This window comes from Marinomonas sp. 63XJN7_7_ISO-PGPR-S23-202, from assembly GCF_056173505.1.
In genome coordinates, this window is record NZ_CM149677.1 from 1,059,721 (window position 1) to 1,081,618 (window position 21,898).

At 41.8% G+C, this 21,898-nt stretch carries 18 protein-coding genes; 13 read left to right on the forward strand and 5 right to left on the reverse strand.

Features of this window, described 5'->3' with window-relative positions; genetic code table 11:
- The first annotated feature begins 214 nt into the window (after positions 1 to 214).
- The 5 genes from AC0VYG_RS04790 (at position 215) to AC0VYG_RS04810 (ending at position 5,029) form a co-directional block, all read left to right on the forward strand.
- Positions 215 to 1,540: a methyl-accepting chemotaxis protein gene (locus AC0VYG_RS04790; RefSeq protein ID WP_475431200.1), complete on the forward strand. Its 1,326-nt coding sequence runs from the start codon at positions 215 to 217 to the stop codon at positions 1,538 to 1,540.
- 209 nt (positions 1,541 to 1,749) lie between these two features.
- Positions 1,750 to 2,295: a GNAT family N-acetyltransferase gene (locus AC0VYG_RS04795; RefSeq protein WP_475431201.1), complete on the forward strand. Its 546-nt coding sequence runs from the start codon at positions 1,750 to 1,752 to the stop codon at positions 2,293 to 2,295.
- Between the two features lie 241 nt (positions 2,296 to 2,536).
- Positions 2,537 to 2,890 carry a DHCW motif cupin fold protein gene (locus AC0VYG_RS04800; protein ID WP_475431202.1) on the forward strand — a complete coding sequence of 118 codons (354 nt, stop codon included), beginning with the start codon at positions 2,537 to 2,539 and terminating at the stop codon, positions 2,888 to 2,890.
- A gap of 35 nt (positions 2,891 to 2,925) precedes the next feature.
- Positions 2,926 to 3,477, forward strand: a complete 552-nt coding sequence (locus AC0VYG_RS04805) for a nucleotidyltransferase family protein (RefSeq protein ID WP_475431203.1) — start codon at positions 2,926 to 2,928, stop codon at positions 3,475 to 3,477.
- A gap of 280 nt (positions 3,478 to 3,757) precedes the next feature.
- Complete coding sequence (locus AC0VYG_RS04810) at positions 3,758 to 5,029, forward strand: O-acetylhomoserine aminocarboxypropyltransferase/cysteine synthase family protein (RefSeq protein WP_475431204.1); 1,272 nt, start codon at positions 3,758 to 3,760, stop codon at positions 5,027 to 5,029.
- Between the two features lie 155 nt (positions 5,030 to 5,184).
- Here AC0VYG_RS04810 and AC0VYG_RS04815 read toward each other — a convergent pair whose 3' ends face one another.
- Positions 5,185 to 6,690 (reverse strand): MFS transporter, encoded by a 1,506-nt coding sequence (locus AC0VYG_RS04815; protein WP_475431205.1) that lies wholly within the window; start codon positions 6,688 to 6,690, stop codon positions 5,185 to 5,187.
- 619 nt (positions 6,691 to 7,309) lie between these two features.
- Here AC0VYG_RS04815 and AC0VYG_RS04820 point away from each other — a divergent pair.
- Positions 7,310 to 8,665 carry an IS5 family transposase gene (locus tag AC0VYG_RS04820; protein WP_475428916.1) on the forward strand — a complete coding sequence of 452 codons (1,356 nt, stop codon included), beginning with the start codon at positions 7,310 to 7,312 and terminating at the stop codon, positions 8,663 to 8,665.
- A 7-nt stretch (positions 8,666 to 8,672) separates the two neighbouring features.
- Here AC0VYG_RS04820 and AC0VYG_RS04825 read toward each other — a convergent pair whose 3' ends face one another.
- The gene (locus AC0VYG_RS04825) at positions 8,673 to 9,668 is read right to left on the reverse strand and encodes a 2,3-butanediol dehydrogenase (RefSeq protein WP_475431206.1); all 996 of its coding nucleotides are present in this window, start codon (positions 9,666 to 9,668) and stop codon (positions 8,673 to 8,675) included.
- A 341-nt stretch (positions 9,669 to 10,009) separates the two neighbouring features.
- On the opposite strand from AC0VYG_RS04825, the gene AC0VYG_RS04830 reads away from it, so the two are divergent.
- Together AC0VYG_RS04830 and AC0VYG_RS04835 are read left to right on the forward strand one after the other, a co-directional pair.
- Positions 10,010 to 10,423 (forward strand): N-acetyltransferase family protein, encoded by a 414-nt coding sequence (locus AC0VYG_RS04830; protein WP_475431207.1) that lies wholly within the window; start codon positions 10,010 to 10,012, stop codon positions 10,421 to 10,423.
- Between the two features lie 9 nt (positions 10,424 to 10,432).
- Positions 10,433 to 11,311, forward strand: a complete 879-nt coding sequence (locus AC0VYG_RS04835; RefSeq protein WP_475449898.1) for an N-acetyltransferase family protein — start codon at positions 10,433 to 10,435, stop codon at positions 11,309 to 11,311.
- 72 nt (positions 11,312 to 11,383) lie between these two features.
- Here AC0VYG_RS04835 and AC0VYG_RS04840 read toward each other — a convergent pair whose 3' ends face one another.
- Positions 11,384 to 12,541, reverse strand: coding sequence for a hypothetical protein (locus tag AC0VYG_RS04840; RefSeq protein WP_475431209.1), 1,158 nt, complete (start codon positions 12,539 to 12,541; stop codon positions 11,384 to 11,386).
- 256 nt (positions 12,542 to 12,797) lie between these two features.
- Between AC0VYG_RS04840 and AC0VYG_RS04845 the strand changes: the two genes are divergently transcribed.
- Positions 12,798 to 14,456: an acyl-CoA dehydrogenase family protein gene (locus AC0VYG_RS04845; protein ID WP_475431210.1), complete on the forward strand. Its 1,659-nt coding sequence runs from the start codon at positions 12,798 to 12,800 to the stop codon at positions 14,454 to 14,456.
- 105 nt (positions 14,457 to 14,561) lie between these two features.
- The gene (locus tag AC0VYG_RS04850; RefSeq protein ID WP_199477820.1) at positions 14,562 to 14,783 is read left to right on the forward strand and encodes a hypothetical protein; all 222 of its coding nucleotides are present in this window, start codon (positions 14,562 to 14,564) and stop codon (positions 14,781 to 14,783) included.
- Between the two features lie 141 nt (positions 14,784 to 14,924).
- Here AC0VYG_RS04850 and AC0VYG_RS04855 read toward each other — a convergent pair whose 3' ends face one another.
- Entirely contained in the window at positions 14,925 to 16,493 is a 1,569-nt protein-coding gene (locus AC0VYG_RS04855) for a methyl-accepting chemotaxis protein (RefSeq protein ID WP_475431211.1), read from the reverse strand.
- 323 nt (positions 16,494 to 16,816) lie between these two features.
- Here AC0VYG_RS04855 and AC0VYG_RS04860 point away from each other — a divergent pair, with 323 nt between their 5' ends.
- On the forward strand, positions 16,817 to 17,215 hold the full coding sequence (locus AC0VYG_RS04860; protein ID WP_475431212.1) for a nuclear transport factor 2 family protein: 399 nt from the start codon (positions 16,817 to 16,819) through the stop codon (positions 17,213 to 17,215).
- A 36-nt stretch (positions 17,216 to 17,251) separates the two neighbouring features.
- Here AC0VYG_RS04860 and AC0VYG_RS04865 read toward each other — a convergent pair whose 3' ends face one another.
- The gene (locus AC0VYG_RS04865; RefSeq protein WP_475432523.1) at positions 17,252 to 19,060 is read right to left on the reverse strand and encodes an ABC transporter transmembrane domain-containing protein; all 1,809 of its coding nucleotides are present in this window, start codon (positions 19,058 to 19,060) and stop codon (positions 17,252 to 17,254) included.
- A gap of 544 nt (positions 19,061 to 19,604) precedes the next feature.
- Between AC0VYG_RS04865 and AC0VYG_RS04870 the strand changes: the two genes are divergently transcribed.
- Both AC0VYG_RS04870 and AC0VYG_RS04875 read left to right on the forward strand, forming a co-directional pair.
- The gene (locus tag AC0VYG_RS04870; RefSeq protein ID WP_475431213.1) at positions 19,605 to 20,594 is read left to right on the forward strand and encodes an ornithine cyclodeaminase family protein; all 990 of its coding nucleotides are present in this window, start codon (positions 19,605 to 19,607) and stop codon (positions 20,592 to 20,594) included.
- A gap of 169 nt (positions 20,595 to 20,763) precedes the next feature.
- Positions 20,764 to 21,726, forward strand: coding sequence for a threonine ammonia-lyase (locus tag AC0VYG_RS04875; RefSeq protein ID WP_475431214.1), 963 nt, complete (start codon positions 20,764 to 20,766; stop codon positions 21,724 to 21,726).
- Positions 21,727 to 21,898: the final 172 nt, after the last annotated feature.

The window sequence follows — 21,898 nt, forward strand, 5'->3', positions numbered from 1 at the left end:
ATGTTAAGGCTATTTTGACTGCTACTTCCAACGACTCAATCCGAGGGAGTGTCCATAGTGGCATCTTAAATTCTTCGCTAAATCGCTATTGCATTGCAGCCTTTCACCTAGCCATTACTAATTATTACTCATCATTACTCATTAATCTTGTAAATGTAGCCTACTATTAGATAGGTCTGTAAATATTATAAGACCCGTCAATAGAGGAAAATATATGAGCAAGTATTACCGTCTAGCCCTAGGTATTAACATTGTATCTATAGTTGTTGCCTTACTATTTGCGATAGAAAACACAAACCTGCTGATTGTGGTTGTACCAATGGTGGTTTTGTTAGGATGTTTGATAAAAATGGAGCGTTTGGCAAAAGAACGATTCAACTATTATGAACAGATTCTCGATACGATACCAAATCCACTCTCAGTCACTGACCTGGATATGAAGTGGACGTTTGTCAATCGAGCGGCTACCGATCCACTGGGAGTAAAACGTGAGGACGTACTCGGACAACACTGTTCAAATTGGGGAGCAAACATCTGTAACACTGAAGACTGTGGGGTGAACTGTTTAAGAAAAGACAAGCCGGTCACTTCCTTTCACCAGTGGGGGAAATATTTTCGTGTCGACACTTTTTATATCAATGGATTAGATGGCAACAAGATAGGCCATGTTGAATATGTACAGGAAGTATCAGAAAAGGTTGCGCTAAAAGCCGTGTACAAAGATGTGGATGCCATCAGTGAAAACCTTACAACAGGAGCAAATGACCTTAATGTTGCCAGTCATGCTCTGACAGTCGGGTCGACTCAGCAAGCGGCGTCAATTACTCAAATTGGTAGTTCGCTCAATGAGATTCTTAGTCAGGCCAATGACAATGCCGAGCGTGCCTCAAAGGCCAGCGCCATTTCGTCTGAAGCGCAGCAGGCTGCGACCACGGCCTCCGATGAAATAAGAGAGCTTGAGCAAGCGATGCAGGAAATTAATCGCTCAAGCGAAGCCATTAGTGACATTATTAATGTCATTGATGATATTGCCTCTCAGACGAATTTACTGGCACTTAATGCTTCCATTGAGGCTGCTCGAGCTGGTGAAATGGGACGTGGTTTTGCTGTGGTAGCGGATGAGGTAAGAAAACTTGCTGAGCGTAGTACAACCGCGGCTAGCGAGTCGGCGCAGTATATTCAGTCATCAGTAGAAAATGTCGAAAAGGGAAATGCCATATCACAAAAATGTGTGAGTGCATTGAGCGAGATTGTTAAGCACGTGTCAACTATCTCCAACACCATCGAAGAAATAGATAAGGCATCGCAAAGTCAGGCGATGGGATTGAGCCAGGTCAATCAGGGGATGTCAGAAATTGATGATGTGATTCACTCGACGGCCGCGTCTGCGGAAGAGACTTCCCTCTCTGCCACTGAACTGAGTGAGCTTTCATTGCAACTCCAGGCCCAGCTCGAAAATATGAGAAAAATTGACGGATTAATTGATGATGCTGCTGCCAAGAAAGACGCTAACCTTATTGAGGTTAAAAATGTGTCATAACATAGAGCAAAACCTAAAATGTGCCGAGTCTTGACCAAGACGAAAATGAAAAAAACGATAGTTGCTATTGCGGATCATTAAGCAAAAGGTTCAATATACCTAGGTAGTATATTGAACTTTCGGCACACAGATAGCCTTTACGGCGCTTCTCTGTAAAGGCTATCTGTGTGCTGGGTGTTATATGTTGGTCGAAACTTATAAGATAAATCATGAAGTTAGAATTAGAACATTATTACTTACGTTCACTTGAACCCACTGACAGCGAGTTTTTTTATAAATGGTCCTGTGACCGTGAAGTGACGTTATATAGCCTCTCTTCTTATGCGTATCCACAGTCAAAATTAGACATAGAAAAATGGCTTTCAACCGTTAATTCGTCGGCTAAAAATGTCTCATTTGGTTTATGTAGCAAAAAGAGTGATCAGCTCATTGGTTACGCAGGAATATCCGCCATAAGCTCCTTAAACCGAAGTGGTGAATTCTTCATTCTTATCGGCGAAAAAGAGTATTGGGGAAAAGGTATCGGAACGTTAGTGACAAAAGTCGTGACTGATTATGCTATTCGGACGCTAGGTTTACATCGAGTGCAGCTGACAGCAAGCGCTCAAAATATTGGCGCGGTAAAAGCGTATGAGAAAGCTGGCTACCAACATGAAGGTGTAATGCGTCAATCTGGCTTTCGTAACGGCGAGTTCGTTGACAAGGTTTTAATGTCAGTTCTTTCAACCGAGTGGCAAGGCATACCAAGCGTTTAAGCGGTTTCAGCCCCGGCATATGATCCGCTTTTTAGTATCAATAGATAAGAATATCGGCAGAGGTAATAATCTTCGTCATTGATCGTGAAACTAGCGGTAAGGAAAGCTTAGTAAAGTAACAGGTCGAGCCTATTAGGCTTTTACAAACAAATCAACGAGATAATGCATAAAACAGTTGTGGATACAAGGCTCGTTCCTCTCCAATGCCACAAGCTGTAGGCAGCCTTAAACCGGAGTAATAATGGAAAATTCAAACATTCCTTTTCAAACGATAGACTGGAAAAACGTTCCTCGAACAGAGCATAAGGGAGAAACTGGAATTGCGTATTGGCAAACTATGCAATTCGACGGTTTACGCGTCAGATACGTAGAATATTCAAAAAATTATAAAGCAGACCATTGGTGTGAAAAAGGTCACATAGTGTACTGTCTTGAAGGTGAAGTGGTAAATGAGCTTCAAGATGGAAGCCGATCAACTTTACGTAAAGGCATGTCGTATATTGTGTCAGATGATTTAAGCTCCCATCGTTCGGTAACAGAGAATGGTGTTCACTTGTTGATCATTGATGGCGACTTTTTAAAGTCAAATGCCTAATAAATTAATTTACAAAGACAAAATACGGAATGGCTATGAGAGAGAAGTACTTAGTCGATACCATTTCTAATATTCCAGAAATGATGGAATTGTTAAAAATACTAAATGAAATCAAGCTGCCAAATCATTATTTAGCAGGAGGCTCGGTAACACAGGCCGTCTGGAATCGAAAGTTGGGGAATGATCCCCTTTATAAAGTGAAAGACTTTGATGTGGTTTACTTTGATCAAAAAATGTCGAGATCTGAGAAGGAGTATGAAGCGGAAATCGACTCTCGAAAAACTTACTTGATGCCTGTTGATGTAAAAAACCAAGCTAACGTCCATCAATGGTATGGTGCAAAGTTTGGAAATAACATAGAGCCACTGAAAGAGTCGGAAGATGGAATACGCATGTGGCTTCCTTGTTTTGCCGTTGGTATTCGTTTAGTCGATGATGTTTTTGATGTCTTTGCTCCCTTTGGTTTAGAAGACCAAGCCAACATGATAATTCGACCAAATAAAACGGCGATGAGTAAAGAAAACTACGACACAATGAATCGTAGCTTTAAACAGAGGTGGCCGAACCTTGAGATCAAGGAATGGTAGCAGTTAACAAAAAAGGTGAAGTCAGTGAACTGCTTGGTCTGGCTTAGCAGCCTATGGACATCAACCTTCACAAGGCCAGCCACTGCGGCGGTATTGCGGTGACGTCTTCATTCCAAACCGCACATGTTGAAAAACTTATTAGGTTCGTTTTTGGCTTAACGCCTTTATGCTTGTTATGATAGGTTTACACTAGACTCTGTCGATCTTGGCGGTTGTTTTTAATCACACATACCGCTGTTATTTAGTCATATAACCACAATAATTTTAAACGAGACACACTATGAAACTCGAATCTATTGCACTTCATGAAGGCTATAAGTCCGAAGCAACCACCAAAGCGGCCGCTGTTCCTATTTATCAAACTACATCATATACCTTTGATGATACTCAGCACGGTGCTGATCTGTTTAATTTAGCCGTAGAAGGTAATATTTACACCCGCATTATGAACCCAACCACTGATGTGTTGGAAAAACGGGTGGCTGCGATGGAAGGTGGTATTGCGGCGCTGGCGGTGGCGTCTGGTATGGCGGCTATTACCTATGCGATTCAGTGTATTACGCAAGTGGGTGACAATATTGTCAGTACCAGCCAGTTGTATGGCGGTTCGTATAATTTGTTTGCGCACTCACTGCCGCGCCAAGGTGTGGACGTTTGTATGGTGTCGCATGATGATTTTGATGGGTTTGAAAACGCGATTGACGAAAATACCAAAGCGTTATTTTGCGAGTCTATTGGTAATCCAGCCGGTAATATTGTCGACATTGCGCGTCTGGCGGAGATAGCGCACAAGCATGGTGTTCCTTTGATTGTGGATAACACGGTCGCTACGCCTTATCTGTGTCGCCCGTTTGAGCTGGGGGCCGATATTGTTGTGCATTCACTCACTAAATATATCGGCGGCCACGGTACAACAATTGGCGGTATTATTGTCGATTCTGGCAAGTTTGATTGGGTTGCCAACAAAAAACGCTTTCCGATTCTTAACGAACCAGACCCTTCCTACCACGGCGTAGTTTACACGGAAGCCTTAGGTGCCGCTGCGTATATAGGGCGTTGTCGAGTCGTGCCACTGCGTAATACAGGTTCTGCCATTTCGCCGATGAATGCGTTTCAAATTTTACAAGGTCTGGAGACATTGGGTTTGCGGATGGATCGCCATTGTGAAAACGCCCAGCGCCTTGCTGAATATTTACAGCAACACCCGAAAGTAGAGTGGGTGAACTACGCGGCCTTACCGGATAGTCCGTATTATGAAACCTGCCAAAAAATTACTAAGGGCAAAGCTTCTGGTATTTTGAGTTTTGGTATCACTGGGGGGATTGATGCCTGTGCTAAGTTTATTGATTCGCTTGATATGATTTTACGTTTGGTCAATATTGGCGATGCAAAATCATTGGCATGTCATCCGGCTTCTACTACGCACCGTCAATTGAATGACGAAGAGCTTAAAAAAGCTGGCGTGAGTGCTGATCTAGTGCGCATCTCGGTGGGTATTGAGCATATCGACGATATTATTGCTGACGTTTCGCAAGCATTGGATAAAGCTTAATTATATGATTTGAGGGCCTGCATTCAAATGTTAGGCCCTCTATTGGGCTTGCTCTATCTGAGAACGACGTTAGCCGTCATGCCGTTCATATTAAAAGGGACGCTTTTTTAGGGAATTTGATTGTATCAATGAGTTTTTATATTTGAATTGTCCTTCTATTTTGAGGAAGATTTTATAAAAGAGATTGATAAAATAAAGTTAATAAGCATGAGTATCAGTATCACTACTAACATCCAATAGAAGCCATGCAAGTAACTAGAGGAAACTGCATTATATATTGTATGCTGTGCCGTTGAATCATATTTACTTACTATATTTAAGCTTTCAGGGGTGTTGGAAAGTAGACCAATTAATTTATGGATGTCATCACTAGAAATAGAAGGGATTATCTGAACCAATTTCGACTTTACCGAAGACAGCTCCGTGTTCATCAAAACTGCCGTTAAGAAGGTAAAGCCGACAGTTCCTCCAATGGCACGTAACCCATTTAGTGTTGAGTTAACCATTCCATACTTATCCTTTGTAATCTGATTGAGTATCGACGTTCTAACAGGACCATTGATCATAAACATACCAATTCCTGTTAATATTAACATGGGGATCATTTTAAGATAGGTGATATGAGGATATAAAACTAACGTTATCATAACACCCAAAAGGCTTGCCCCAGTACCAAGGGTTAATGGGAGCTTAACATTAAATCTATCAACTAAAAAACCACCTAAGTTTGCTGATATGATACCAAAGAAAAATAATGGAGTTAATAAGAGTCCTGTTGTTAATGGGGAGTAATGGAAGGCTTTTTGTAGAAAAATAGTCGTGAAAAATATAAGCCAAGTAGTGATTTGGTTAATGGTAGAAATTAATGATCCAGAAATAAAATTTGTAAGTTTAAAAATACTAAGATCAATGATTGGGTGAAGAGAGCGTTTTTCATAGTAAATAAATAAAAACAAGAAGACTGTCGAAAGGACGATACAGAAAATAAAATTCCATGATTTCCAACCCCATATTGAACTATTGATAAAAACTAAACTCAATAAGGTTGTCGATAGCGAAATCGATAAAAATCCTTGCCAATCAAAGCCTTTTTTTGAAATTCCTGATGCTTCTATATTAGTCGATCGGGCTAACAATAAGTAAACAATAAAGCCAACAATGAGATTAATGTAAAAAATCCAGCGCCAGCTTAAGTACTTTATAAATAGGCCGCCTACAATGGGAGCGAAGGCCATGCTAATCAAGGAGGTACTTAATAACAAGCCAATCATTTTTCCACGTTGCTCTTTCGAGTAGGCTAATGTCACCATACTCATTCCAGAAGTGAAAAGAAATGTTGCTCCAATAGCTTGGAATAATCTAAAAGTAATAAGTGTAATGCTATTTGGTGATGAACCACATATTAGTGAAGCAATACAGAATAAAGCCAACCCAAATAAAAAGCATCTTTTGTGTGAAAATATGTCACTAATTTTTCCCGAAGCAAAAATAAGGGCAGATCGAGTTAATATATAAATATTAACTACCCACATAATAGTGGAGGGCGTGGTGTTAAATACATTCTCTAATGTCGGTAAGGCTACAGATATCCCCGATATATCTATGTATACCATGATAAAAGAGAGAGATACGGCTGCAAAAACTCTAGTTTTATTATTCATTAGATCGTACTGTTAAATATTAAGTGTCTCTATGATAAAAGTTTATCTCAAACATAAGCTGAAAGGCCAGATAATAAAACTCTGTCCAATCATTTTATTTTCCTAACGAATAGGATTGTGAGCTCTAGTCATTGATATTGGGAGAGATGTAAAGCAAATTTAGCATAGGTAAAATGTTCGTGTCATAAAAAGCCAGAACATTACACACTGTTTACATTCTGATGTTGTGTTTTGTGAAGTGAAATTTGAGAACGCTTTATAGAAAATTCATATTAATCAAATGTATAGATGCATTTTTTAAATTAGACGCTGTATTCTAGACTTTATTTAGGTTGTTTTTTTGATAAAAAAAGCCAGTAAGGATCAACCTTGTTGAACCCTTGCCGGCTTTTTTATAGTGATGTTATTTATGCTTTTGATGGACGAACAATAATTTTTACCGCCGATTCATTATTGTGAATTAATGTATCAAAGCCTTGGGAAATCAGGTCATCTAATTCGTCGCCCCTGAAAAACTCTCAACCTATTGAATCTAATGTGTTTTTATAAGATAGTTAATATCTAAATCTTGCTATAAATACGCCATAAGGCCCAAAAAGTTGCAGAACAGGTGAGTTTTATGAAGCCTCGTCAGACACAGACCATACCGCAAAAGGATTTATTCCAACCTCAGCTCGTTGACATCATTAACCCCAATCATCCTTTAGTTCGACTGGCTAAGATCATTGATTGGAAGCAATTGGACTCAACGCTTAGTGCCCATTTTTCAAGCGTTGGTGCGGCCGCGTTGCCAACGCGTCTTATGGCGGGATTGCTGTATTTGCAGCACTTGCATAATTTGTCTGATGAGCTGGTGCTAGAGCAATGGCTTGAATCGCCTTATTACCAATACTTTTGCGGCGAAACCTTTTTCCAGCACGACTTCCCGTGCCATCCAACCAGTCTTGTTAAATGGCGAAAACGGTTAGGAGAAGAAGGCTGTGAATGGCTGCTTACCCAGACGATACAAGCAGGATTGAAACTAAAAGTCATCAAACCAGCGAGCCTAAAACGAGTCGTGGTAGACACCACGGTACAAGAAAAAAACATCACCTTCCCAACCGATGCCAAGCTCTACAACAAGGCTAGAGAGCAGCTCACTCAGGTCGCCAAAGAACAAAACATCACGTTAAGACAAACCTACGACAAAGCCTGTCATGAGTTAATGCCAAAAATTGGACGCTATGGCCACGCCAAACAATATAAGCGGATGAGAAAAGCGATTAAGCAAGTCAAAGGCTTTTTAGGGCGAGTCCTGCGAGATGTTGATCGGCAAGTAAAACGACAAGGATTAACGCTCACTCAAAAGCAAGAAGACACACTCAACCAAGCCTATCGATTACTAAAACAAACTCGCCAGAGCAAAAACAAACTGTATAGCTTGCATGAACCTAATGTGGACTGCATATCCAAAGGCAAAGCGCATAAACGCTACGAATTTGGTGTAAAAGCGAGCATAGCCGTAACAGCAAAAGAATCCTTCATTGTGGGAGCCAGAAGCTATCCAGGTAATCCTTATGATGGCCATACCTTGAAAGATCAACTTCAACAAGTTGAAACCCTAACAGGAAAAAAACCGGAAACCTGTTTTGTTGATAGAGGGTATAAAGGATCGGGCGTAGACGATATTAAGGTGTTGGTTGCAGGTCAAAAACGTGGTGTACCAAAGAAAGAGAAGCCATGGATGGGAAGACGAAATAGCGTAGAACCCATCATAGGACACCTCAAATCAGATGGAAAACTCAGACGATGCTTCTTAAAAGGCGTACTAGGCGATGCGATTAACGTGATCTTAAGTGCCTGTGGTCAGAACCTACGTAAGCTACTGAAGTGGCTTTATTGTGCCCCATATTTTGGGCAATTTTTAAGGCGATTATGGCTGAAAATAACTTTTCTACTGGAAAGACCCAAAAATTGCATGGCGTTTCTTGCTTGAAACGCCATTATTCAGGGACGACTAATTCGATTCGCTGGGTGATAAAGGGTTCTAAATTAACCTTGCCTTCCTCCACGAGTTTAATGGTTTCTTTATGATTGTTAACATAAGCAATGGTGCCGCGAACGTCCAATTCCTTCATGACGACACTGTGAACGTTCACAGTTGCCGGATGGCTCCAAATGGAGACAATAACGATTGCCCCTTTTGCTTTTGTGCTTTCAACTAAAGTGTCTAATACCTTGTTATTGCTGGTGCACTCGAAAGCTACATCCACACCTCGGTCTTCCGTAATCTTCATCACCTCTTCTGTGACGTTGACCTCGGTTGGATCTAAGATATAATCTGCGACGCCAGTATCATGAGCCTTTTCTTTACGTTTAGCGCTTAGCTCAGTCAGGATAACCGTGATGCCCTTAGCTTTTAAAACAGCAGACAATAACAAGCCGATAGGGCCACCGCCACCGACTAACGCCACATCACCCGCTTTTGCCGCGCTGCGAACAAATGCATGATAACCGACGGCTAAGGGTTCAACTAAGGCGGCTTGATCCAAAGGAATGTCATTTGAAATAGGATGAACCCAACGGCGTTTTACGGCGATTTTTTCGGATAACCCTCCACCGCATCCACCAAGACCAATAAAGTTCATATTCTTCGATAGGTGATAATTTTCACCTGGCCCAGTTGGTACCTCATCGGCAATAATATAAGGCTCAACGACGACGTGTTGACCGACTTGAATATCGTCAACACCTTCTCCCACTGCGTAAACCACACCCGAAAACTCATGTCCCATGGTAACAGGGGCGGATTCTCCTGAAATAGGGTGTGGATGGCCGCAAGGTGGAATAAAAATCGGCCCTTCCATAAATTCATGTAAATCGGTACCGCAGATGCCACACCACGCAACATCAATGCCCACTGTACCTGGCTCAACACTAGGTTCAGGAATATCTTCAATGCGAATATCCCCTCTGTCATAAAAACGAGCAGCTTTCATTTTGCTTTCCTTTTATTGGACTAATAGAGATGAGTAAAGGCTTTTGCACGCACCACAGTCGTGCAAAAGTCTCTACTAAATCAAGCTACTCAGAACACCTAGCGAAGTCAACTTCATGGTGAAAACCTTGCTTTTTACTGACAATTATCAAGTAATCCAAAAAGGGGGCCAGAACATGAAGCGATAGGCATTTGCCTAATGTTTATAAGGTGTGACGTCGGGAGCGGGTATCGTTGATTAGCATTTTGCTGATCTCTTGTTCATTATAAATTATTTTGGTTTTCACGCTAGCATCAAGTCTATAACATCCCTCATAAAAGACATTGTAAATAGGACAAAAAATGAAGGTTCGTATATCAAAAGAAGAGGATTTAGACATTCTGGCAGAACTAAATTGCCAGCTTATAAAAGACGAAGGACACAGCAATCCAATGTCGGTCAAAGAGTTAAAAGCTCGAATGGCTTGCTGGCTTGTATCGGAGTATTCAGCAGTACTTTTCGAGCTCAACGATAAGGTCATTGGTTATACACTGTGGCGCAAAGACACTGACTTTATTTATATTAGACAGTTTTTTATTGCACAAACATTTCGAGATAAAGGGAACGGAAAAAAGGCCTTTGAGCTAGCGAAAAAGCGCTATTGGGACCAAGAAAAACTACGTTTAGATGTTTTAATAAATAACCTGAAAGGGCTAAGCTTTTGGCGCTCAGTTGGCTTTTATGATTACTGTCTAACGATGGAACAAGAGGGATAAAGTGTTCATATGCAGAATCTTATGTGCCAAATTGAAGTGGCTAAGGATATTGCTCAGGTTGAGCGGTTGTTACAGTGTGAGTCTGTGGAGAAAAAGATAAGGCAGGCTTTCGAACTTGAGCAAACGGTTTTTTATGCTTGCTGTGATGGTGTTGCTATTGGGCTTGCATTTGTTGGTTTTAACAATTTTCATCCCCATTGGGCTCGTCCTTTTGTTTATGTAGCTGACGCCCAGCGTCGAAAAGGTGCTGGCTCAATGCTTTATCGTCGACTTCTTGTAGAGCCATTGCCTAACAATGTGCTCGGTTTTCAATTTGGTGCCGATGTGCAAAATACTGGATTAAGAGCTTTTATCGAGTCAGTTGGTTTTAAAAGACGGCTTGATTGTTATTCTATGGTGTTTGATTGTGATCAAATGCAGCAACCAGATTATTCAGTGCTTGAAGAAAATGGTTTTTATCTTTGTGATTTTGAAAAAGCATTAGAATTATCGTTCGATACCAATGCGTTTTTAATTAACGCTTATACTCGTGATCATTATTGGTCGACACCTGTGTCAAACGATAGTGCGTTATGGGCACAACAACTATCACAATTTGATCCGAACTTTAGTTTTGTTATCCACGATGGTAAAGCAATTAGGTCTTGTATTACCAGCTGTGTTACTTCTTCGATATTAAACATCTGGTGGTTGTATTCAGATGATAAGGTGAATGATTGTTTGCAAACTATTTTATTATCGCACCTTGCAAAATGTGCTCTTCTCAAGAAAATCACATTAGCTGATATTGAAATCGATTCTACTAAGACAAATTTCGATCAGTTATATCAATCTATTCCTGCCAAAAAGATAGATATTTGGCAGGTTTATCAGCATGCTTTTATCTAAAAGGAAATTTTGGGCTTTACTAAAGACGATATGTCTTTATAAAACCCATTAACATTTCTCAAAGTTACTAGGCTAATTTGTTTGTGTTTTAATAATAGCCTGAGAGAGTCCATTTAGATAAGAGGTAAGTGCAGCATCTATGGATAATATGTTTTTATACCAGCCATTCCAGATTAAAAAGCAAGTAATTAACGTTTTTAAATCTTGATCTAAAGACTTACTTTCGTCTTTTAGTATATTCAAACCATAGGTGGCGAAATCTTGTCTGATATCGTCTTCTTCTAAATTTTTCACAAAATTTTCTAGATCGGATTTCAGTTTTTCTTGAGTAATGGCAGGAATGTCTAAACTCAACCCTTTCATTTTTATAAAATAGAAAGCGGTACAGGTTTGTAGGTTCTTTGTTTGTTTATTCAGCCAATCTTCACTGTTCTTGAATGTGCTACCATCCCAACCATCTAGGCCAATCGATTCACCAAAACGTAAATAAATTGACGATTTTAGTTGTTCTCGCTCTCCAGGTTGAGTGCCATTACCATAAAAACTTTCAAATATGTCAGAGACAGTCTGGCCATTATATTTATTGCTGCTGGCATTACCTGCCAAGATCATACCATCGACATTGGCTAAGTTTTTATAATACGCACCAAATTGATCAATGATGCCTTGTTTTTTCTCATGTTGTTTGGCTTTTGATAGAAGATGATCCGTTATTTTATGTTGTAGTAAAAACTCCCCAGTGATTTCTGATAAATCACCAAGCCATCCAGAAGCCATCAATCGGTCTTCAACAACAGGCACTATATCTTTTATCTTATCCCAGATTTCTGGCTTTTCAATAATGCTTTCTGGTACGGGGGTGAGTGGGCCATTATGATTGTTAGCGTCTAAAATGGCAAAGATATGTGCGACATCGTATAGATCGTTATTAGACAGCACAACCTCATGACTATGTTGCATTTTTTGAGTGTAATCACTGGCAGGGAAAGGCGTGATGTTTGCTGTTTCGGGGATGAGGAGTTTATTCCAACCAAATGAGTCGTAATAAATTTTTCGAAATTTGGTTAACATCAGGTTGGTGTCAGTGTCCACTGATGAATTGTCTTCTTCAATCGATTTCATAAAATCGATATATTCTGGCATCTTATAGTAGTTGCCATTTTCTGGTACATGATTATGAACAGACTCTCCGAAATTAAAATTAAAAACTTCGACTTCTTGCGTTTGCATTTGATTACTCCTGTTAAATCGTTAGCTGAATACTATGTCGATTGTGTTTAGCTTATATTAAAATAATTTTTATCCTGTTGCTTTGTGAAAGCTTGAAAATCGTTATTCGACTAATTGTTTATATCTTTTTGGATGCAATGTACAGAGATTACCCTATCAAATAGGAGGAAAGTCTTACTAAATGCTAAGTGTGGTAGGTATTAGACAAATAGACTTGAGCTGTTATAGTGGGAAAAAACAAGAATAGGGTGTGAAAATGACATTCATGAACGGTGAAACACATCAGGTTTTTAATCAACCCAAAGCGCTTGAACACTATAACGCTTACCTTGCTGATAGGGTGCTGCAGTACTGGCAGCAGCGCTTTGATGGCGGTTGGGGAACTGAGCTTTTGACAGATTTTGGTGCTAGAGTCGGCGGTGACTTGCAACAAGCGGGTTTTCTTGCCAATAAATATTTGCCGGAACTGCATACCCACAATCGTTTTGGTGAGCGCATTGATCAGGTTGAGTACCATCCAAGCTATCATCAATTAATGCAGCATGCTATCGAACATGGGCACTGTTCTTTGCCTTGGCAAAAACCGCAGGCTGGGAGTCATGTAGTGCGTGCCACCTTGGCAGTGTTGCATACCCATGCTGATCCTGGATCGGGTTGCCCACTTACTATGACATTTGCCAGTGTGCCTGCGATTTCTGTTCAACCAAGTGTCGCCAAACTCTGGTTGCCGAAAATTTTCGCCAATCATTACGATGGTGATAATAAACCTTGGTTTGAAAAACAAGGGGTGACCATAGGCATGGCGATGACAGAAAAGCAGGGTGGTTCTGATGTACGGGCAAATACCACCACAGCAACACCACTCAAGGCAAGTGGGCCAGGTGAACTGTATTCGTTAGTAGGGCATAAATGGTTTTGCTCGGCCCCCATGAGCGATGCCTTTCTGGTACTGGCAAAGACGGATGATACTCAGTTGTCTTGTTTTTTAGTGCCTCGTTGGTGTGAGGATGGCCAAAAAAATGCTATTTACCTTCAACGTTTAAAAGATAAATTAGGAAATCAATCAAACGCTAGCTCTGAAATTGAATTTAGGGGGGCTCAAGGTTGGTTACTAGGGGAATCTGGCCGAGGCATTGCGACCATTATTCAAATGGTGGCGCTGACTCGTTATGACTGTATGTTGGGATCATCGGCGTTGATGATGCAAGCGGCTAAAGAAGCCATTTGGCATACATCAGGACGGAGTGTTTTCGGTAAAAATCTCCATCAACAACCATTGATGCTGAATGTGCTTGCTGATCTTGCTCTTGAAGCAGAAGCGGCGCTTGCTATTTCGATGCGTATTGCCCATGCCCTGGATAATATGGCCGATGAGAAGCAGGCCGCATTAGTGCGCAGCGCCACGGCGATCGGTAAATATTGGATCTGTAAACGTGCCGTTCAGCATACTTATGAAGCGATGGAGTGTGTTGGCGGTGTGGGGTATGTACAGGATAATGTCTTAAGCCGTTTATATAAAGAAGCGCCGGTCAATGCAATATGGGAAGGTTCTGGTAATGTGCAATGCCTCGACTTGTTACGAGTCTTCAACCGAGAACCTGACACATTGAAGGTCTTTTTAGAAGAGCTTGAGCTTGCCCGTCAGGCAAACCCTTTGTATGCAAAAAAACTCGATTCAGCCTATCGCTTGTTAGAAGACAAAGCTCATTTAGAGATTCAGGCAAGACGAGTGATCGAGACCTTAGCACAGCTTTGGCAGGCCGCCAGCTTACTGATCTACGGCGACAAGGATATCGCGGATGCTTTTGTAATCGCACGCTTCAGTGACCATGGTTTTCACCAATATGGTTGTTTAGACAGTGGCATTGATATGGCCAAGATTGTAGCGCGTTTTATGCCTAAGCTAACCTCTTAACAGATGGTGAATAATGGTGTTGGTATCGTTAAAGCGTTTTTCTCGCAATTTGGTAGCAATAGCCAAGTGGTATTTTTATAAGTTAGTTTTATTGAGGGGATTCCTATGACGGAGGAAGACAAACAAACTGCATTAGAGGCGTTAAAAATTGCGTTCACTTATATGCCAAAAGCGATAGAAGTGAACAAGTACGAATACGGTGAGCGATATCAGTTGGTGCTCAATCATGTGGAAACAGTAAGGGAAGCTCTTCTTATTCACGGTATCGACCCTGATGAAGTGGATGGCGAAGTGAATGCCGATATTGCGCCGAATTCGACTTATTAGGCTTCTTTGATTGTCTTGATTCATACTGCTTGTGGATGGTGGCGTGTGCCTCAGCGCTAGGTTTGAAGGTCACTCGCACTAAACCTTACGGTTTAGTGCGAGTGACTGGACGGCTTAAAAGAGATGACGAAAAAACTAAAACTAAGCGTTTGATTGGAAGCCCATACGGAAACCACCCCAGTGCTTGCCCTTTACAAAAATCGGCACGGAGAGATCATGTAAGATCTCACCAGTGTCTCGTTTATAGGTTTGCAATAAAAAAGTATCGGTATGTGCGCCACAGCGACGTCCTGTTGGATCGTTAAAAATGCGTTTGGTGCGATTATTGATCAGGTCTTTTTCATAGTCACCGCTTAAGGGCTGACTGAACTTTTTGTTATGGGTCGGGAAATAACCATTGATATCTACCGCGCCAGCAAACATGACTTCGCTATGTTTTTCTAACACGGCTTCTTGAATAGGCGGAAAAGCCCGATCACTAAATGAATCGTAGGCCGTGTTAAATTTCTCCGGATTACTTCCTGGAATGGGTCGATAATCTCTAGAAAAAACCGCTTCTTGGGTGAGCTCACCTTTTTCAATGGCCTCTTCAAAGACCTTAGTAATGGCCTGTGCCGAAGTGTGTGCTGTGTTGAGTAAATCTGAGAAAAACAGGGATTTATCGACTTTATCTAACTCCCTAAAAACCACTTCAGCACCATTACTTAAGCCAGACGCTTCTTGGGCTAAGCGGTCACTTCGTTGGGATATATCGTTTAATGACATGCCAATGCGAGAAATAGAGCCGCTAATTTGACTGCTGGTGGAACCTAATACTTCCCCTGCACTCTCCACCTGAGAAAGAACAACGGAGGCGTTTTGTACTTCTTTGGTTAAAGAAACAAAGCGCTGAGTTTCCCCCAAGAGCGCAGTAGAGAGGGTTTCGGATAGCTCTTTTAGCGAGGACATTTCGCGATTTGTTGCCTCACTGTTACGGCGCACGTCTGTCAGTAAGCCAGAAATTTGCTCGGATGCCGTCGCGCTTTTTGCAGCAAGCGCACGGACTTCATCAGCCACCACCGCAAAACCTCGACCTTGCTCCCCCGCACGTGCGGCTTCTATCGCGGCATTTAAAGCTAATAAATTGGTCTGCTCAGAAACCCCTTTGATGACAGTGGTAATGGTATCGATGTCGTCGGCACTTTTAATTAACAATGCTAATTGATCACTGGCCGCTTGTACCTTTTGCGTTAACTCATTTATTTGCTCGGAACTTTGCGTAAGCATCTGCTGAGCGATACGGCTTGATTCAGCGGTATCACTCATGGTGTGAGACAATTGAGTCAGGTTGTTAGAAAGCGTTAAGCCCGTATCTGAGAGACTTTCTACCGCTTGAGTAATCTGCTCACTATCATCACGGGTAATGTGGATGTCTTTGCTGAGAGTGTCAACGAAATGGGATACTTCCGCAGCACCCATGGCCATTTTTGATGTGGCACTGGTCACGGTTTTACTGACTTGAGAGGAGCCTAAGTCCTCTTTCACAAGAGAGGGCTGATTGGGATTTTTCTTATGCTTATGGGGTGTCGATAAAAATTTTGATAAGACAAGAAAACAGCAAAGTAGTATACCGACAAGAGCATAGGGTAAAGGCATAATGTCTTGTAAATAGTTAATAACGCAGATCGCTATAAGCCCCAATACGCTCCCTAACTGTAAATACAATATCATGCTTCATGCTTCCTTATTGTTTTTCTCTAGTGTGTAACTATGTCATTAGGAGGTCAATCTAAAATAGAAGGTGAGTCATCCTTGGTTCGTTTTTTTTCACGACACTGAATCTGTGATTTTTGCTTTGATTTCAACGATAACAGCCATGCTTGAAAGCGTTAAGTGTGATCGTTACCTATCTTCGCCGCTTGTCAAAGTCACTCAAAAGTAACTAACGCAAATATCTGGCTAACTTCCAATAATACCGTGACATGCAGATGGATAAGATGATATTAGTCATTTAAAGTCAGTTTTACTTCTATAAATGTTCTCAGGTAAATGAAATGAAACCACAGCAAGTATTGAAGAACTATGAGTTAGCTTTGGCTAGCCAAGATTGGCGTTTGGTGGAACCTTTAATGCATAAGAATGTTTGTGTGACATTTTCAAACGGGACTTTTAAAGGCATTGAAGAGGTTCGGACGGTTTTTGAAGAAAACTTTTCCTCTATAAAAGACGAGCAGTATTCAATATCAAAGGCACACTGGGCTCACATTTCTGAAACAGAAGCCGTGTGTCTGTATTGTTTCAGCTGGAAAGGAATTATTGAGGGAGAGCACTGCTCAGGAAGTGGCAGAGGTACCACTGTACTTATCAATGAAAACGGGTGCTGGCAAATAATAACGGAACATTTGGGACCTAATGCACTAATCTCTAACACAGACCAGAACAACCTTAAGTAACCTATCTTTTTATTAAGTAATTACACGATAGAAAGGTTACTGTTCACCAAATTGTAAGTCTGCCAAGCGCTTATATAAAGTACAGCTTTTTAGTAGTTCAGGGTGGGTGCCTTGGGCGATTATTTCCCCTTGATCCATGACGATAATGCGGTCTGCGTTTAATACAGTGGCGAGCCGGTGGGCGATGACAAGGGTGGTTCTATCTGCCATCAATAATGAGAGTGCCGCTTGTACCTTGTTTTCACTTTGTGCATCAAGGGCACTGGTAGCTTCGTCGAGTAGTAATATTGGCGCGTCTTTTAAAATGGCTCGAGCTATGGCAATTCGTTGTCGTTGACCGCCGGATAGGCGCACACCATCTTCCCCGAGTCGAGTCTCATAAGCTTTGTCTAAGTGCTGAATAAACTCATCGGCATTGGCTTTTTTTGCGGCCTCTTGAATGGCTTGTTCAGTAGCATTGCGATTGGCATAACCTAGGTTATCCGCGACGCTTTGATCAAACAGGGCCGTTTCTTGGGGCACCAAGGCCAGTTGGTGGCGCCAAGCACTCAAGTCATAGTCTTTGATATTGTGATCTGCAAAACATATTTGTCCCTGTTGAGGGTCATAAAACCTTAGTAAGAGTTCAAAAATGGTCGATTTCCCCGCGCCAGATGGGCCAACGAGGGCAATGGTTTCACCTTGCTTAATGGTAAAACTAAGATGTTTTAGGACAGGCGTTGTTGGACGAGTTGGGTAGCAAAAAGTAATGTCTTTTAAGGCTAATAAAGTGTTGTTTATGGCAGCCTGCTGTTGGTCTGAGGTATGTTGAAGCCTAGTGCTCTGCTCAACAAATGGTGGAATAGGTTGTTTGCCACTGATTATATCGCTCTTTTCGTTGAGTAATTCCATAATGCGCTCGGCGGCTCCTGAGGCCCGTTGCAATTCTCCCATGACTTCAGATAATGCCGTAATGGAGCCAGCAACAATAATGGCGTAGAACAAGAAACTGGCTAAGTCGCCAGCGCTTATTGCGCCAGAAATAACGTCTTTGCCACCAAACCAAAGCATGACACCAATGCCGCCCATGGAAAGTAAAATAGCCATCAAGGCGAGCCAAGAGCGCTGTAAAATACGTTTTACACTGACACGGAAGGCTTGTTCTACTGCCCCAGCAAAGCGTTGTTCATCGTGGTTTTCATGAGTATATGCTTGAACCACTTTGATATGGCGTAACGCCTGTGACAAATAGCGCCCTACATTGGCGATTTCATCTTGGCTATTGCGAGATAATCGACGTACTCGACGACCAAAATACAACACGGGCGCTACGACAAATGGCACACAGACGAGTAAAATCAGGGTTAACTTAAAATGCATCACCAACAGAAAAATAATACCGCCGAGCAGCATTAAGCTGCTGCGCAAGGCAATGGATAAAGAAGAGCCAATGACACTCTGTAAGAGAGTGGTATCTGAGGTAATGCGTGATTGAATTTCGCTTGGTGAGTTATCTTCGAAAAAAGAAGGGGATAGGGTCAATAAATGAGCAAAGACGGCTTTACGTATATCCGCAACCACGCGTTCTCCAATCCATGACACAAGGAAGAATCGGCAGAAACTGCCAACGCCTAATAGCAGTACCAAACTCAGAAAAACCACTAGGGCTTTGGTCAAATCCGCTTCTGAACCAGAGGCCAAGCCTCGATCAATTAAAAACTGTATACCTTTACCGAGACTCAACATGGCGCCAGCGGTAATCACTAAAGCGATAAGCGCAAAAATAACCTGAAGGCGATAAGGACGTAAAAATGCTAGAAAGGTTTTTAAGCCTGCGCCGAAGTGCGTTTTGTTACCAGATAGCATAGCGGGAATCGCCTCGTTTTGTCCCTTTCCTGTACCCTGTTGCTCTGACTTATTGCCTGTATTCAACAATAGTTTCCCTTAATGTATTTAGTTCGCGAGCACGTCTTATACCATGGTGAACAGTGTTGAGCGAGTGCCTGTTAACTTGGATAGGCTTCAATCAAATGCATAGCGTTTTAAGTAAGTTGTCTAAGAGATTACAGCATTTTGTGCTAAATCGTGGTGAGGGTTCAAGGTAACGTACCTTGCCGAGTCTTTTATAATGGTTAGCTTACCATAATGGCCTTGGCCCTTATTTTTACTGTTTGAACCATGATAAAGAAGCTGTACACCTTGTTGTTACTTAAAACCATTGCACAAAATTCGGCAAGCTTAGCAAGAGGATTTCAAGTGTCTTCAGAACGTTTCCTGAAGCATCCTTTATTAAAAAGTATGTCTTAATAGGAAATGTTTGGTGGTTTTAGATAGACAAAAGTCGCCTATCAATCGGCTTGATAGCGAGCACAGTTTTGCCCTGAATGCCAACAATAGAGAGGGAAGGTAAATGAAAACACTGTTGCTCAACAAAGAGCAGGTAAGCACGTTAATATCGATGCCGGAAGTCATAGTATGCGTGGAAGAGGCATATAAGGCTTTTAACCGTCATCAAGTCGTTCAACCGGATTATATAGGAATTCATTTGCCTTCCCCTCGTGGTGAGATTGACTTTAAACTTAGCTATTTTGAGCCTGATGAAATGATCTCGATGAAAGCCTCTTCGGGTGGCTTTATGAATAATCCTACCGACCATAAACTTCCTAAGAATATGGGGAGTATTCTTTTATTTGATGCACAAACGTGTGCACTGATATGCGTTATGGACGGTAGTTTACTGACAGGCCTTAGAACGGGCGCATCTGGTGCGGTATCGGTGAAAGCTCTGGCAAGAAATAATGCCCAAAAGGTGACCTCCATCGGCACAGGCAACCAAGCGAGAATGCAAATCCGAGCAATCAATGAAGTTATGAAAATTGAAGAAATTCATGCTTGGAGCAGAACACCTGAGACTCTTCGTCAATATAAAGCCGATATCGAACGTGAATTCGGTATTCCGGTTATCATTGCGAACTCTAAAAAAGAAGCGGTTGAACAAGCCGATATTTTAATTACGACCACTCGGGGTACCGGTTCTCTGGTAGAAGCGGATTGGGTAAAACCTGGCACGCATATTATCGCTATTGGCAGTGATCAGCAGGGGAAACAAGAGCTAGACCCAGAAATCTTTAGGCATGCCAAAATAGTGAATGACTCCATGGAGCAGTGCACCGAAAAAGGTGAAACATGGCATCCGCTGAATCAGAATATTATTACCAAAGCGGACATTCACGCAGAAATAGGCGAGATATTGCTGGGTAACAAAACAGGAAGAGAAAATGATCACGAAATTACTATTTTCGACTCCACCGGAATGGCAATACAAGACAATACGTCAGCAAGCAAAATTTATCGTAATGCAATAGAGCAAAATATTGGCACAAGTTTTGAGTTTTTTTAAGTGATACTTAGTTAAAAAAGCGGGTTAAAAAAGGGGTGAACAAGTCCTCTTGTTTTAGCATGTATATGCCTTCACGCATAGGACATTGGCCTAAATATTAACCATGGGTATAGCTTTATTTTACTGTTTTAAAGAATTTAGGGTCAGACGTTCAAAGGAGATCAGCACTATGCGCAATTACCCAACGATTGAGGACATTCGAGAGGCCCAAAAACGCCTGCAGCCTCATATCAAACATACCCCCTTGTTACGTGCTGAAAAAATAGAGCTAGGCCTTGGGTGCCAGCTTTATTTAAAGCCGGAAAACTTGCAAATCACGGGGGCATTTAAAATTCGAGGCGCACTCAACAAGACGCTCTCGTTGCCGAAAGAAGACATTGCTAATGGTATCATCGCAACCTCTTCTGGAAATCATGCTCAAGGGCTGGCATACGCTGCCAGAATGCTGGGAGTAAAAGCAATATTGGTGCTTCCTGTTACCACGCCCAAAATTAAAATCGAGAATACCAAAGCACTCGGCGCTGAGGTGGTTCTTTTTGATGGGGATACGGCGGCCAGATGGAAAAGAGTGTATGAAATTGCCGAAGAAAACCAATATGTCCCCGTTCATGCCTTTGAAGACCCTCTGGTGATGGCGGGTCAGGGAACCATAGGCTGTGAAATACTGCAGGATTTAGAGGATGTGGACACTGTTATTATCCCTATGGGAGGCGGTGGCCTTATTTCAGGGATCGCGACGGCGCTCAAAGAAATCAAACCATCGGTACGGGTTATCGGTGCTGAGCCTGCGTTAACACCGAAATACTATCATAGTAGAATCAACAAACAACGGACGTCGCTGCCGCTGAAAAATACCATTGCTGATGGACTAAGAATCAGTGTGCCAGGGCAAAATCCCTATCCGATTATTGAAAAATATGTTGATGAAATTATTTTGGTAGAGGATGAGTATATTATCGCTGGGATGCGTAGCCTTGCTAAAGATGCCAAATTAATTGCTGAACCCGCAGCTTCCATTGGTATTGGTGCCTTGCTCTCTGGCGCAGTCAAGGTTAAGCCGGATGAAAAGGTGTGTGCGGTACTGACGGGCGGGAATTGGGACTTAAGTGATCTTGCCGAGATTTACAAATAAGTCGACTAACTTACTTCTTAACTTACCACTTATTCGCTGTTTAGAAGACTCACCCAGGCGCTTAGTTCGATGGGTGAGCAAACCTCTCATCTCATCATCTTATTAAGCAAATGCTCGTCTATCGGATAGAAAGCCCAATCGAGGAAATAAAAAAATGCCTTCTACCAGTATG